The following is a 14,158-nucleotide window of genomic DNA, read 5'->3' on the forward strand; positions in this document are numbered from 1 at the left end:
AGTGAAGGAAACGCGCCCTCCTCTGGCCTCCGTTTTCGAAGCCTGACAGGATCTTCCACGCACGCTTTGCGGAAAAGGTCCACGGGACACGTCAAATAAAACACCGGGCGTTCGGCCCAGCGTTGGCGGTTCACTAGGCGAAACATCCTGGAATGTCAACGCTGGGCCGGCAGCCGGCTCATTTCGCGTCGTGGAAGATGACGCCAAGCGTGAAGCGCTCGCCCTTGCGGATGCGGCTGACGCCGTGGCGCATCTTGACGCGGTAATCGCCGCGCGTACCGGCCTTGGGCCGGTCGTTGACGGCAAACAGCGCGCCCTGCCCGATGCCGAGCGATACCACTTCGGCGCGCGATTGCATACGCGGGCGCTGCTCGGTCATGACAAACTCGCCGCCCTCGAACTCCTGATGCGGCTCGGAGAGCAGAATCACCAGCTGCACCGGAAACAGGTGCGCGCCGTAGACATCCTGATGCAGGCAGTTGTAGTCGCCCGCGCCATATTTCAGCAGAAGCGGCGTCGGCTTGGTCTGCCCGTCGGCATGGCATTCGGCAAGGAAAGCGTCGAGTTCATCGGGATAGCGCCGGTCGAGCCCCATACGCTCGTTCCAGCCATTGGCCAGCGGTGCGAGCCGTTCGTAAAAGGCATGACGCAGGCCCGATATGGTCTCAGGCAGCGGATTGCCGAAATATTTGTATTCGCCGGCGCCAAAGCCGTGGCGCTGCATGACGATCCGGCTACGGAAGCGCGCGTCGTTGTCGTAGAGCGCGCGCAGTTCCAGGCAGGTTTGCCGGTCGAGCAAGGGACCAGTCGCTGCAACCCCGAACTCGTCGAGATCGGCGACGATTCGCCCCCAATCCAGCTTCGAAACTATGTTGTCGGCATTCATCACGGCGCTCCATCTCCAGGTAGCGCCGAGGCTAGGCCGTCACGAAGGCGGGCGCATTCCGATTCCTGCGCGCGTTCACGAACTGAGGTCGAACGCGTCCCTCGCCTGGCGCATGTGGTCGCGATTGTTCGCCGCCCAGCTGCCAAGTGCTGCAATCGGCACGGCGATCGACTGGCCGAGCTCGGTCAGCCCGTATTCGACTTCCGGCGGCGTCGTTGGCCGCACGGTGCGCGTGACCAGCCCGTCGCGCTCAAGCGAGCGCAGGGTGACCGTCAGCATGCGCTGCGAAATGCCTTCGATGGAGCGTTTCAATGCATTGAAGCGTACCGGCTGCTCCTGAAGGTTGATGATGACCAGGATGCTCCAGGTGTCGCCGACCCGGTCGAGCACCTCGCGGATCGGGCAGATGCCGCGGCCATCATTCGCGAAGCCGGGCGTTGTGTGCAGCAACGGTGCCACGGCGGCTGCCTTCACAGATGCGTTCATGCGGTTCTCCTGAGGTAACCTGGGCACGAAATCATGCGTTCTTTCCGAGCCTTTCCGTCCGATCTATATAGTTATCGTTGGTAACCTGATTACAAATCATACCTGCTTTTCCATGGAAGGCAAAGCAGGCCGAACAGGAGAACAGTCATGAAAATCGCTCTCATCGGCGCATCCGGCTTTGTCGGCACCGCAGTACTCAAGGAAGCGGCCTCGCGCGGCCACAAGGTCACGGCCATCGTCCGCAGCCCGGCCAAGGTCGCCCAGTTGGACGGCGTCACGGCCATCAAGGCGGATGCCAATGACGCAGAGGCGCTAAAAGCAGCGATTGCGGGCAGCGACGTCGTCATCTCCGCCTTCAATGGCGGCTGGGGCGATCCCGACATCTACGCCAAGCATCTCGCCGGCTCGAAGGCGATCGTTGCGGCCGCCAAGGCCGCCGGCAAGCGCGTGATCGTTGTCGGCGGCGCCGGCAGCCTCGAAATCGACGGCAAGCAGCTCGTCGACGGGCCGAACTTCCCCGACGCCTACAAGGACGGCGCACGTGCCGCACGCGATGCGCTTGCAGCACTACGCACCGAGACCGGGCTGGAATGGTCGCTCATCTCACCCGCCATCATGATGGCGCCAGGCGAACGCACCGGAAAATTCCGCACAGGCGCCGACCAGCCAGTGTTCGATGCCAAGGGCGAAAGCCACATCTCGGTGGAGGACCTGGCGGTTGCCATCGTCGACGAGGCCGAGGCGCCCAAGCATACCGGCAAGCGCTTCACTGTCGGCTATTGATCGGACTGCCGGGGCTCAATGCTTAGTCTTGTGCTCCGGCAAGCCCTTGCGTTTGGTCTCGGCGAACTCTTCGAGCTGTTTTTCGGTCATCGACTCGTACATTTCCTTCGATGCGCCAAACAGCTTGCTCTTCTTGATCTCGCCGCGCTTGGCGGCAAGAGCCGCGCCGGCGGCCTTTTGCTGAGCTTTTGACATGGCTGGCATGGCTTCGCCTCCTGTTGTTGAACATGAGCCAAACGCGCTCCGCAGTATGGGGTTCCACACCCCCTTCTTCAAACCGCACTCACTTCTCTAACATATTGTAATCATTGTATTTAGATCGATTCCAGACTGCAAAATTAACTTGACAGACGCTATCACCTTTCTATCCTGACCCGATCCTCGCCCGCCCAGGCGGACGATGGCGAGGACTATGAGGTCATCAGCATGTTCGTTCCCTCCACGTCGATCGCGGCTCTCGCAGCCGGGCTTTTCTTTGCCTCCGGCTTGGTTTCCCAGGCCACTGAGAGCCCAAGCGCCTACACCATCACCCTCAAGGATCACCGCTTCCAGCCGCAGGCACTGACAGTGCCGGCTGGCAAGGAATTCGACCTTGTCGTCGTCAACGACGATCCGACTGCGGAGGAATTCGAGAGCAACGACTTCCATGTCGAAAAGGTCGTTGCAAGCGGCAAGCAGATCAAGCTCCACGTTGGACCTCTGGCAGCCGGCAGCTATGGATTCTTCGGCGATCGGCACAAGGAAACGGCGCTGGGCAATCTGTTTGCGGAATGAGCCGATGCTTTCGACATTCGTCATCGTCTTTCGCGAAACGCTCGAAGCCGCGCTGATTGTTTCCATCGTACTGGCATCGAGCAAGGGCATAACTGGCCGCGCCGGTTGGGTTGCAGGCGGTGCCTGTGCCGGACTTGCCGGGGCTGCCATCGTTGCCTTTTTCGCCAGTGGCCTGTCGGACCTGTTCGACGGCAACGGCACCGAGCTGTTCAACGCTGTGGTGCTACTGATCGCCGTGGTGATGCTTGCCTGGCACCAGATCTGGATGAGCACTCATGCTGCGGAACTGGTCGGCGAAAGCCGCGCTGTCGGCAAGGCGGTGAAGGAAGGGGCAAAGCCACTGTCTGCCTTGGCAATCATCTGCGCAATCGCCGTGCTGCGCGAGGGATCGGAGACTGTGCTGTTCCTCTATGGCATCGCCATCGAGGGCAAACTCAGCGTGGCGACGATGCTGCAAGGCGGCGCGCTCGGCGTGTTTGGCGCAGCCCTGGTCGGCGGATTGTTTTATGCGGGGCTGTTGAGCGTACCACTCAAGCAGATATTCCGCGTCACCGGCGTCATCATCATCCTGCTCGCAGCCGGCCTCGCCGCGCAGGCTGCCGCATTCCTGGTCCAAGCGGGCTACCTCCCGGCATTGGGCTACGATATCTGGAACACGTCGGAAATCCTGCCGCAGACCAATCCTGTCGGCTTCCTGCTTCACATCCTTGTCGGATATGTCGCGCGACCGGAGGGCATCCAGATAGCAGCCTATGCCGCGACGGTCCTGCTCATCGTGACGGCGTCGGCAATGGTGCGTCGCTCGCGGGCTTCGGTGGGTATCAAGCCAGGCTAAGGCCGAATCCCTGCATGAGCCGGCGCGTGGCGAAATCGGTCCGCTTCGAAGTGAAGACCGCGATATCGGGACCGGCGTCGTCGCGCTTGCCGCGTGAACCATTGAGCAATGACAGCGCGCGCCGCGCAATCGCCTCGGCCGGGTCGATCCAGTCTACAGGCCAGGGGGCGGTCTTGCGCATGCGGTTGGCCAGGAACGGATAGTGCGTGCAGGCGAGCACGACGATGTCGGTGCGCCGGCCGTCCTGTTCGATGAAACAGGGGGCGATCTCGTCCTTGACCGCCTGCTCGTCGACGAAGCCGTCGCGCATGTAGATCTCGGCCATCTGCGCCAGCCTGTCGCTGCCGACCAGCCGGACATGGCACTTGGTCGCCCATTGGGTAATCAGGTCGCGCGTGTATTGGCGTTTGACCGTGCCGGGCGTTGCCAGCACCGACACCAGCCCGGAACGCGTGCGCTCGGCCGCCGGCTTGATCGCCGGCACGGTGCCGACAAAGGGATGGCCGGGAAATGCCTGTCGCAGCGCGTCGATGACCAGCGTGGACGCCGTATTGCAGGGAATGACCGAGATTTCGGGATCGAAACGCGCGAGCAAACCACCAAACAGATCAAGGATGCGCGCCTTGAGCGCCGGTTCTTCCCACGCTCCGTAGGGAAATGCCGCATCGTCGGCGACGTAGACGAATCGGCGTTCGGGCATCAGCACGCGCGCCTCGCGCAGCACCGTCAGCCCGCCAATACCTGAATCGAACATCAGGATCGGGCGATCAGTCATTGTCGAGCCCCCTGCCGCCGACCGGCGGTATGTCGTCCTCATCGACACCGGCGCTGCCGGAATGGGCGGCGTGATCCACTTTCGCCTTGCGATCGGGGTAGCCGGCGCCGCGTGGCTCCTTGGGCGAGAAATAGTCGAGCGAGGCAACGACGCCGCGCAGGACCTTGAGTTCGGGCGCGAAGAAGCCGGGCCGCGTCAGCACCGAGCGCAGATTGTCGACCATCTTGGGTTTCTTGGCCGCCGGGCGGAAGTAACCGCGCGCGTCGAGGGCAGCTTCAAGGTGATTGAGAAACCCGTGCAGCTGCTCCTTGGTTGCCGGCATCATTTCGGGACCGGCAAAATTGGTCTGCGTTTCCTCTTCCAGACCAGACTTCATCCATTCATAAGACATCAACAGCACTGCCTGGGCGATGTTGAGCGAGGCAAAGGCCGGGTCTACCGGGAAGGTGACGATCTCGTCGGCGAGGCTCACTTCCTCATTATAAAGGCCGAAACGCTCGCGGCCGAACAGAATGCCGGTGCGCTGACCTGACAGGGCGTGGCCTCGCAGCGTCCGCCCCGCCTCGACAGGGCCAGCGACACGCTTGAAGCCGTCGCGCTGGCGCGCTGTGGTGGCAAAGATGAAATTGAGATCGACAACGGCGGAGGCGAGATCGGGGAAGACGACAACGCCGTCGATGACATGGTCAGCACTGCTGGCGGCGGCCCTCGCCTTTTCGCTCGGCCAGCCATCGCGCGGATTGACCAGGCGCAATTCGCGGAGGCCGAAATTGGCCATGGCGCGCGCCACCATGCCGATATTCTCGCCGAGCTGAGGCTCGACAAGAACGATCACCGGTGCGGTGGGCAGAGCGGAGGATGAAATGTCTGACATTGCTGCGATTGAACCGAGAATTGCGCCTTTTGCGCGTCCCTGACATATTTGCTGACGAAAATGAAGTTCCGGTAAGGAACAAGCGGGCGGACCATCAGGGATGGCAATCTGATGCGAAGAAAAAATGACGCCGAAAGCGGCGTTGAAATCGTCTGACAAGACACGCCTCATACATTGTCAGCAAAAGCACTGGGGTGAGCTGTGGCAATCATTTGCGCGGCCCGATGCGCTTTGGTATAGGGGCCGCACTCCCAATCGTGAACCTCCGGGACCGGCTGGTTCCAGGCAAAAAGAGGCATTTTCTTATGGCGAAGATCAAGGTGGCCAACCCCGTCGTCGAGCTCGACGGCGATGAGATGACCCGCATCATCTGGCAGTTCATCAAGGACAAGTTGATCCACCCCTATCTCGACCTCAACCTCGAATATTACGATCTCGGCATCGAGCACCGCGACGCCACCAATGACCAGGTGACGATCGACGCGGCGAACGCCATCAACAAGCACGGCGTGGGCGTGAAATGCGCCACCATCACGCCTGACGAGCAGCGCGTCGAAGAATTCAAGCTCAAGAAGATGTGGAAGTCGCCCAACGGCACGATCCGCAACATCCTGGGCGGCGTGATCTTCCGCGAGCCGATCATCATGAAGAACGTGCCACGCCTGGTTCCGGGCTGGACCAAGCCGATCATCGTTGGCCGCCATGCCTTCGGCGACCAGTACAAGGCGACCGATTTCAAATTCCCCGGCAAGGGCAAGCTGTCGATCAAGTTCGTCGGTGAAGACGGCCAGGTGATCGAGCATGACGTGTACGACGCGCCGGGCGCAGGTGTCGCCATGGCGATGTACAACCTCGACGAATCGATCCGCGAATTCGCCCGCGCTTCGCTGAACTACGGCCTGCTGCGCAACTACCCGGTCTATCTGTCGACCAAGAACACCATCCTCAAGGCCTATGACGGCCGCTTCAAGGACATCTTCCAGGAGGTCTACGAGACCGAGTTCGAGGCGCAGTTCAAGGAAAAGAAGATCTGGTACGAACACCGCCTGATCGACGACATGGTCGCTTCGAGCCTGAAGTGGTCGGGCGGCTATGTCTGGGCCTGCAAGAACTATGATGGCGACGTGCAGTCCGACACGGTGGCGCAGGGCTTTGGCTCGCTTGGCCTGATGACGTCGGTGCTGATGACGCCGGATGGCAAGACGGTGGAGGCGGAAGCCGCCCACGGCACCGTGACTCGCCACTACCGCCAGCACCAGAAGGGCGAAGAGACATCGACCAACTCGATCGCCTCGATCTTTGCCTGGACGCGTGGCCTCGCCCACCGCGCCAAGCTCGACGACAATGCCGAACTGAAGAAGTTCGCCGACACGCTGGAGCGCGTTTGCATCCAGACCGTCGAGAGCGGCTTCATGACCAAGGACCTGTCGCTGCTGATCGGTCCGGACCAGCCCTGGCTGTCGACCACCGGCTTCCTCGATAAGATCGATGAAAACCTGCAGAAAGCGATGAGCTGATCTATTCGGCCTGAACCTGAAAAGCCCCGGTATCCGGGGCTTTTCTTGTTTTAAGGGCCTGCTCAGGCAAGCGGCAAATGGATGTCGGTCAGAAGCTCGGTTGGCGGCACGTCACGCGGATTGTTGACGTATTCCTCGAACATCACCGAGTCGCGCAGCTGGCGTCCGGATTTGGGCAGCCATTCGGCATAGAGCCATTGGTAGGCCTTGTGCATCTCGGCATAGGGGCCTTTGTGGCGCAGCACGGCATAGTCGCCGCCGTCGATGGTCCTGCGTTCGAGCGGCGGCTCCGCAGGCGTGCTGCCGTCAGCCGTGACGCAGGCATAAGACCGCAGCTTGTCGATCGCGATGATATCCGGATCGTCGAGATAGACGCCGATCATGCGCATGTCCGGGCGTGCGTCTCCGCGCGCATAAAGCGTGCCGAACAGTTCCTCAAAAGCCTTGGCGATGTGCATGTAGGGGCCGGTATGGGCGACGCCGATCAAGCGCTGCTCGGGTATCTTGCGAATTGTGATGTCGAACATTGGGGAAGCCTTTCCGTCTGATTGCGGGTCAAAAAGCGTATGGCTTCCCTCTTTCCGATATCGCGCCGGCGGCATGCCGTAGGCTGCCTTGAAGATGCGGTTGAACGACTGGACATTGGGATAGCCAGACCGTTTCGCAATGTCGCTGACAGGCAGATCGGTATCGACGATATCGCCGGCGGCACGATGCAGCCGCAGTCTCTTGACCGTGGCGGCAAGTGTTTCGCCGTAGATGGCGCGATAGATCCGATGCCAGTGATAGCTCGACAGGCAGGCGATCTCGGCCAGGCGGTCCATATCCAGCTCTTCGTCAAGGTGCTCGTGGATATGGGCCGAAACCCTTCTGAGGCGGGTTTCATAAACCGCCCATGCCGTCTCACCGTTCATGCCAAACCTCATGCAAATCGATCGGCTGGACAAAACCATATCCGGATTTGACAAATCCTGCTGACTTGCGGCGGCAGATTGGAAACAATAAGGCCCGCCGAAGCGGGCCTTTTCATATCGGTTGTCAGGCGAAGCCGATCAGGCGGCAGCCATCGCCGCCTTGACGGCTGCGACCGCTTCGGCTGCCTTGGTGGCATCGGGGCCGCCGGCCTGGGCCATGTCGGCACGGCCGCCGCCACCCTGCCCGCCGAGTGCTGCGGAGGCCACGCGCACGAGGTCGACAGCGCTGAAGCGCTTGGTCAGGTCTTCGGTGACGGCGACAACGACGCTGGCCTTGCCGTCCTCGCCCGCGCCGACAAACACCACGACGCCCGATCCGAGCGACGCCTTGCCGGAATCAGCGAGCGGCTTGAGGTCCTTCGGCGACACGCCTGTGACGACCTTGCCGAGGAAGCCGACGCCTGCGACGGTTTCGCTTTCATCGGCGGAACCGCCACCGTTGGAGCCTCCGAGTGCCAGCTTCTTGCGCGCCTCGGTGAGCTCACGCTCGAGCTTCTTGCGCTCCTCGACCAAGGCTTCGACACGGGCCGGCACGTCGGCCGGCGCGACCTTGAGGGTTGCCGCGACAGACTTCAGGCGACGGTCCTGCTCGTCAAGATGACGGCGGGCGGCCTCGCCGGTGAGTGCCTCGATGCGGCGGACACCGGCAGCGACTGCACTGTCGGAAACGATGCGCACGAGGCCGATGTCGCCGGTGGCCGTCACATGCGTGCCGCCGCACAGCTCGACCGAATAGGGCCGGTTGGCCTTGGCGCCATGCAAGCCGGTGCCCATCGAAACGACGCGGACCTCATCGCCGTACTTCTCGCCGAACAGCGCCATGGCGCCCTCGGCAATGGCGTCGTCGACGCTCATCAGGCGGGTCGTCACCGGGCTGTTCTGGACGACGATCTCGTTGGCCATCGCCTCGACCTGCTCAAGCTCTTCGGCCGAAATCGGCTTGGGATGCGAGATGTCGAAACGCAGGCGCTCTGGTGCAACCAGCGAGCCCTTCTGGGCAACATGGGTACCGAGCACCTCGCGCAACGCCTCGTGGACGAGGTGGGTCGCCGAGTGGTTCGAGCGCAGGCGCGTGCGCCTGCTGTGGTCGACCTTCATTTCGACGGCAACGCCGACCGCAACCTTGCCCTTGGTGACGCGGCCTGAATGCACGAACAGGCCGTCGCCCTTCTTCTGGGTGTCGGTGATCTCGATGGCAAAACCTTCGCCTGACATGACGCCAGTGTCGCCCATCTGGCCACCCGACTCGCCATAGAACGGCGTCTGGTTGACGACGACGAGCACGGTTTCGCCTTCGCCAGCGCTTGCAACCTCGGCGCCATCCTTGACCAATGCCTGGACGACGCCCTCGGCCTGCTCGGTCTCGTAGCCGAGAAATTCTGAAGCGCCGTTCCTGTCCTTGACGCCGAACCACACAGTCTCGGTCGCGGCTTCGCCGGAACCGGCCCAGTTGGCGCGCGCTTCGGCCTTCTGGCGCGCCATCGCCGAATTGAAGGCTTCGAGATCGACCGAAATGTTGCGCTGACGTAGCGCGTCCTGCGTCAGATCAAGCGGGAAGCCGTAGGTGTCATAGAGCTTGAAGGCGGTCTCGCCGTCGAGACGGTCGCCGCTGCCCAGCGTGTCGGTCGCATCGGCGAGCAGGCCGAGGCCGCGCGCCAGAGTCTTGCGGAAACGGGTTTCCTCAAGCTTCAGCGTTTCGGTGATCAGCGCTTCCCCACGCACCAGTTCGGGATAGGCCTGGCCCATCTCGCGGACGAGTGCGGGCACCAGGCGCCACATCAACGGATCGGCGGCACCGAGCAGCTGGGCATGGCGCATGGCGCGGCGCATGATGCGGCGCAGCACATAACCGCGGCCTTCGTTGGACGGCAAAACACCGTCAGCGATCAGGAAGCTTGATGCCCTGAGATGGTCGGCGATGACGCGATGGCTGCCACGGTTCTTGCCCTCGGCGCGAACGCCGGTGGCATCCTCCGAAGCGCGGATGAGCGCCTTGAACAGGTCGATGTCGTAGTTGTCGTGCTCGCCCTGGAGCACGGCGGCAATGCGCTCAAGGCCCATGCCGGTGTCGATCGAGGGGCGCGGAAGATCGATGCGCTCTTCCTTGGTGATCTGCTCGTACTGCATGAAGACGAGGTTCCAGATCTCGATGAAACGATCGCCATCTTCATCCGGGCTGCCGGGAGGGCCACCGGCGATATCTTCGCCATGGTCATAGAAGATTTCCGAGCACGGGCCGCACGGACCGGTATCGCCCATGGACCAGAAATTATCCGACGTGGCGATGCGGATGATGCGCTCTTCAGGAAGGCCGGCGATCTTCTTCCAGAAGTTCGCCGCCTCATCATCGGTATGGTAGACTGTGACGAGCAGGCGCTTGCCGTCGATGCCGTATTCCTTGGTGATCAGGTTCCAGGCAAGCTCGATCGCGCGTTCCTTGAAATAGTCGCCGAAAGAGAAGTTGCCCAGCATCTCGAAGAATGTGTGGTGGCGGGCAGTGTAGCCGACATTGTCGAGGTCGTTGTGCTTGCCGCCGGCGCGCACGCATTTTTGCGAGCTGGCCGCGCGCGAATAGGGCCGCAACTCCAGGCCGGTGAAGACGTTCTTGAACTGCACCATGCCGGCGTTGGTAAACATCAGCGTGGGATCATTGCGCGGCACAAGCGGGCCGGAGGCGACCGTTTCGTGTCCGTTTTTCTTGAAATAGTCGAGAAATGCCGACCGGATTTCGTTCACGCCACTCATATCGCTGCCTTTGATCGCCGCCCTGAACAGATGCACCCCGCCCTTTTCAGGCGGAAATTGGAACTGGCCTTTTAGCGGTCCACCTTACCCCTGTCCAGAAACACCGGACCGGCAAAAGCCCGCAATTCCGGCGCACTGATCATCAGTGCCATCTTCACAAACGCAAACCGCCGGCACAATGGCCGGCGGTCGCTCAGATCGTCCGTCTTGAAGGTGGTCAGCGCCAGGCCGACCAGCCGCAGGTGCTGCTACATCGCACCGGCTTCGTCGTCGCTATCGTCCTCGCGCGAACCGTTTTCGAGGAACTTCTCGGCGATCAGGCCGGCATTCTGCCTGAGCAGCGCCTCGATCTCGCGCGCCGCTTCGGGATTGTTGCGCAAGAACAGCTTGGCGTTCTCGCGACCCTGGCCAAGACGCTGGGAATTGTAGGAGAACCAGGCGCCCGACTTCTCGACCACGCCTGCCTTGACGCCGAGGTCGACGAGTTCGCCGGTCTTGGACACGCCTTCGCCATACATGATGTCGAACTCGACCTGCTTGAAGGGCGGCGCCAGCTTGTTCTTGACCACCTTGACGCGGGTCTGGTTGCCGACAACCTCGTCACGGTCCTTGACCGAGCCGATGCGGCGGATGTCGAGGCGGACCGAAGCATAGAACTTGAGTGCGTTGCCGCCGGTCGTCGTTTCGGGCGAACCGTACATGACGCCGATCTTCATGCGGATCTGGTTGATGAAGATGACCATGGTGTTGGAACGCGAGATCGACGCGGTCAGCTTGCGCAGCGCCTGGCTCATCAGGCGGGCCTGGAGGCCAGGCAGCGACTCGCCCATCTCGCCTTCGATTTCAGCGCGCGGCGTCAATGCAGCCACCGAGTCGACGACCAGAACGTCGATGGCGCCCGAACGCACCAGCGTGTCGCAGATTTCGAGAGCCTGTTCGCCGGTGTCGGGCTGCGAGATCAGCAGATTTTCCAGGTCGACGCCAAGCTTGCGGGCATAGACCGGATCGAGCGCGTGTTCGGCATCGACGAAAGCGCAGATGCCGCCCTTCTTCTGGGCTTCGGCAATGGTGTGGAGAGCAAGCGTCGTCTTGCCCGAGCTTTCCGGTCCATAGATTTCAACGATACGCCCGCGCGGCAGGCCGCCGACGCCGAGCGCGATGTCGAGACCGAGCGAGCCGGTGGAGACCGTCGCGATCTCGACAACCTGCTCATTGGCGCCAAGGCGCATGATCGAGCCCTTGCCGAAAGCGCGTTCGATCTGCGACAGCGCCGCGTCCAGAGCCTTAGATTTGTCCACCGAATTATCCTCTACAAGCCGCAATGAATTTTGAGCCATGATACATCACCCCGTGGTCATCAATGAAGGCCGGTCTATCCGATGCCGATATAAATTTGTACCGGTTTTGTTCACATTTGGCAAGAGCACTCAAAGTATTGATCTTAAAGAAGATTTTATGGAGTGTTCTTTTTTTGTTTCCGAGCCGCACGTGATCCGATGTCGCATGACGATCGCCACCTCTGATGCGATGTCTCGCCAAATCGCGATTCGGCAGTGGTTGCCGCCTCTCGCCCGGAACACTAAGTTTGCCGCCTAAACGCCACCGGACAGCCTCAGCATGAAGTCACCCAGAATCCTCGCCGTCGGCGGCGCCCATGTCGACCGACGCGGGCGCATGACAGCTCCCTTCGTTCCGGGCGCCTCGATCCCCGGCGCGATGAGCGAAGAGGTCGGCGGCGGGGCGTTCAACGCGCTGCGCGGCGCGGTGCGACGTGGTGCTGTGGGTTCACTGATGTCGGTGCGTGGAGGCGACGCGGCCGGCGAGGCCGTGGCCGCGGAGATCATCGCCAATAACATCACCGATTTGTCGGCGGTGTTTCTCGACCGCGCGACGCCGAGCTATACCGCACTGCTCGACCGCGACGGCGACGTGGTGGCTGCCCTGGCCGACATGGGGCTCTATGAACTCGCCTTTCCCAAGCAGATGCGCCGCGCCAAGCTGCGCGAGGCGATCGGTGCGGCCGACGCCGTGCTTTGCGACGCCAACCTGCCCGAGGTAGCCCTTTGGCGCCTTGCCGAGATCGCGGGCACGACACCGATGTTTGCCATCGCCATTTCGCCGGCCAAGGCTCTGCGGCTGAGGCCTATCCTCGACAGGCTGTCGTGCCTGTTCATGAACCGGCGCGAGGCGGCAGTGCTTGCCGGCACCGACAAGGATGCCGACGCAACCGACATTGTGCGCGGGCTCATGACGGCGGGACTGCGGCGTGGCGTGGTGACCGCAGGCGGCAGTGCTGTCTTTGCCTACGACGCGCAAGGGCTTTTGGTCATCGCGCCCCCCGCCCCTCGGCGGGTGGTCGACGTCACCGGCGCGGGCGACGCGCTGGCGGGTGCGACAACGGTGGCATTGCTGCGCGGCGAACGCCTCGATTCCGCGCTGAGACACGGCATTGCGGCGGCTGTGCTCGCCATCGAGAGTGCTTCAGCCGTGCCCGAATTCGATCAAACAGCCTTCGACGCAGTGCTGGCTCTTGTGCCGCAAGCCTCGGAAATGGCATGACGCGGCCCAAGGAGACCAACATGACGCCAGAGACCGCCCGCCCCTTCATCGACATCCACGCCCCTGTTGCCGCGGCACTCGCCGCCGGCAAGCCGGTCGTGGCCCTCGAAAGCACCATCATCACCCACGGCATGCCTTATCCCGACAACAGCACGATGGCCGCCAATGTCGAAAAGATCATCGCCGACGGGGGGGCGGTGCCGGCAACGATCGCGGTCGTCAATGGACGCATCAAGATCGGCCTGTCCGACGGCGAGCGCGAGTCGCTGGCGATGACCGGTGGCGCCATGAAGCTGTCGCGCGCCGACATCGCCTTTGCCGTTGCCGAAGGCCGCACCGGCGGCACCACGGTTGCCGCAACGATGATCGCGGCCCATCTCGTCGGCATCAAGGTGTTCGCCACCGGCGGCATCGGCGGCGTGCACAAGGGCGCTGAAAAGTCGTTCGACATCTCGGCCGACCTGGACGAGCTGGCGCGCACGCCGGTCATCGTGGTTTCGGCCGGTGCCAAGGCTATCCTCGACATCGAAAAGACGCTGGAAGTGCTGGAGACGCGCGGCGTGCCGGTCGTGGCCTATGGCTCCGACATCGTGCCGGCCTTCTGGTCGCGCAAGTCGCCCTACGCGGCACCGCTCAGGCTCGACACGGCGGAAAAGATCGCCCGCCTCTATGAGACGCGCGCGGCGCTTGGCCTCGACGGCGGCATGCTGGTGGCAAACCCGGTGCCGGAAAGCGACGAGATCCCGACCGAAAAGATGGCCGGCTATATCGAGGCGGCGCAGAAGGCCGCCGAAGCCCAGAACATTAGCGGCAAGGCGGTGACGCCGTTCCTGCTGGCAAAGATCCTGGAACTGACCAATGGCGCCAGCCTCAAGACCAACATCGCGCTGGTGGAGAACAACGCGCGGCTTGCGGCGAAGATCGCCAAGGCGCTCTGATTTCTGAGAACG

Annotated in this window: 14 protein-coding genes; 6 read left to right on the forward strand and 8 right to left on the reverse strand. The window is 62.3% G+C overall.

Annotated elements, in window-relative coordinates:
- Nucleotides 1-178: 178 nt before the first annotated feature.
- Both AC1RTB_RS02430 and AC1RTB_RS02435 read right to left on the reverse strand, forming a co-directional pair.
- Nucleotides 179-886: a 2OG-Fe(II) oxygenase gene (locus AC1RTB_RS02430; protein WP_492876467.1), complete on the reverse strand. Its 708-nt coding sequence runs from the start codon at nt 884-886 to the stop codon at nt 179-181.
- Between the two features lie 75 nt (nt 887-961).
- Nucleotides 962-1,372 carry a winged helix-turn-helix transcriptional regulator gene (locus AC1RTB_RS02435; protein WP_492876465.1) on the reverse strand — a complete coding sequence of 137 codons (411 nt, stop codon included), beginning with the start codon at nt 1,370-1,372 and terminating at the stop codon, nt 962-964.
- 147 nt (nt 1,373-1,519) lie between these two features.
- Here AC1RTB_RS02435 and AC1RTB_RS02440 point away from each other — a divergent pair, with 147 nt between their 5' ends.
- On the forward strand, nt 1,520-2,155 hold the full coding sequence (locus tag AC1RTB_RS02440; protein WP_492876464.1) for an NAD(P)-dependent oxidoreductase: 636 nt from the start codon (nt 1,520-1,522) through the stop codon (nt 2,153-2,155).
- Nucleotides 2,156-2,170: 15 nt separating this feature from the next.
- Here AC1RTB_RS02440 and AC1RTB_RS02445 read toward each other — a convergent pair whose 3' ends face one another.
- Nucleotides 2,171-2,359, reverse strand: coding sequence for a DUF3008 family protein (locus tag AC1RTB_RS02445; protein ID WP_476801215.1), 189 nt, complete (start codon nt 2,357-2,359; stop codon nt 2,171-2,173).
- Between the two features lie 222 nt (nt 2,360-2,581).
- On the opposite strand from AC1RTB_RS02445, the gene AC1RTB_RS02450 reads away from it, so the two are divergent.
- Nucleotides 2,582-2,929, forward strand: a complete 348-nt coding sequence (locus AC1RTB_RS02450; RefSeq protein WP_492876462.1) for a cupredoxin domain-containing protein — start codon at nt 2,582-2,584, stop codon at nt 2,927-2,929.
- 4 nt (nt 2,930-2,933) lie between these two features.
- On the forward strand, nt 2,934-3,764 hold the full coding sequence (locus AC1RTB_RS02455; protein ID WP_492876461.1) for an FTR1 family iron permease: 831 nt from the start codon (nt 2,934-2,936) through the stop codon (nt 3,762-3,764).
- On the opposite strand, the gene murI is transcribed toward AC1RTB_RS02455, so the two are convergent.
- Nucleotides 3,751-4,539, reverse strand: a complete 789-nt coding sequence (gene murI / locus AC1RTB_RS02460) for a glutamate racemase (RefSeq protein ID WP_492876460.1) — start codon at nt 4,537-4,539, stop codon at nt 3,751-3,753. The genes AC1RTB_RS02455 and murI overlap by 14 nt on opposite strands.
- Nucleotides 4,532-5,413: an RNA methyltransferase gene (locus AC1RTB_RS02465; protein WP_492876458.1), complete on the reverse strand. Its 882-nt coding sequence runs from the start codon at nt 5,411-5,413 to the stop codon at nt 4,532-4,534. The genes murI and AC1RTB_RS02465 overlap by 8 nt, the downstream gene beginning before the upstream one ends.
- Before the next feature lie 305 nt (nt 5,414-5,718).
- Here AC1RTB_RS02465 and AC1RTB_RS02470 point away from each other — a divergent pair, with 305 nt between their 5' ends.
- A complete protein-coding gene (locus AC1RTB_RS02470; protein WP_492876456.1) occupies nt 5,719-6,930 on the forward strand; it encodes an NADP-dependent isocitrate dehydrogenase in 1,212 nt (403 codons plus the stop codon).
- 62 nt (nt 6,931-6,992) lie between these two features.
- On the opposite strand, the gene AC1RTB_RS02475 is transcribed toward AC1RTB_RS02470, so the two are convergent.
- The 3 genes from AC1RTB_RS02475 to recA all read right to left on the reverse strand — a co-directional run bounded on the left by AC1RTB_RS02475 (nt 6,993) and on the right by recA (nt 11,986).
- Nucleotides 6,993-7,844, reverse strand: a complete 852-nt coding sequence (locus tag AC1RTB_RS02475; RefSeq protein ID WP_492876454.1) for an AraC family transcriptional regulator — start codon at nt 7,842-7,844, stop codon at nt 6,993-6,995.
- Between the two features lie 138 nt (nt 7,845-7,982).
- Nucleotides 7,983-10,649 carry an alanine--tRNA ligase gene (gene alaS / locus AC1RTB_RS02480; protein WP_492876452.1) on the reverse strand — a complete coding sequence of 889 codons (2,667 nt, stop codon included), beginning with the start codon at nt 10,647-10,649 and terminating at the stop codon, nt 7,983-7,985.
- 248 nt (nt 10,650-10,897) lie between these two features.
- Nucleotides 10,898-11,986, reverse strand: a complete 1,089-nt coding sequence (gene recA / locus AC1RTB_RS02485) for a recombinase RecA (RefSeq protein ID WP_492876450.1) — start codon at nt 11,984-11,986, stop codon at nt 10,898-10,900.
- Nucleotides 11,987-12,266: 280 nt separating this feature from the next.
- On the opposite strand from recA, the gene AC1RTB_RS02490 reads away from it, so the two are divergent.
- Nucleotides 12,267-13,208, forward strand: a complete 942-nt coding sequence (locus tag AC1RTB_RS02490) for a carbohydrate kinase family protein (protein WP_492876448.1) — start codon at nt 12,267-12,269, stop codon at nt 13,206-13,208.
- 20 nt (nt 13,209-13,228) lie between these two features.
- Complete coding sequence (locus AC1RTB_RS02495) at nt 13,229-14,146, forward strand: pseudouridine-5'-phosphate glycosidase (RefSeq protein WP_492876446.1); 918 nt, start codon at nt 13,229-13,231, stop codon at nt 14,144-14,146.
- Nucleotides 14,147-14,158: the final 12 nt, after the last annotated feature.

The organism is Aminobacter sp. GW821-FHT11F06 (genome assembly GCF_058808215.1).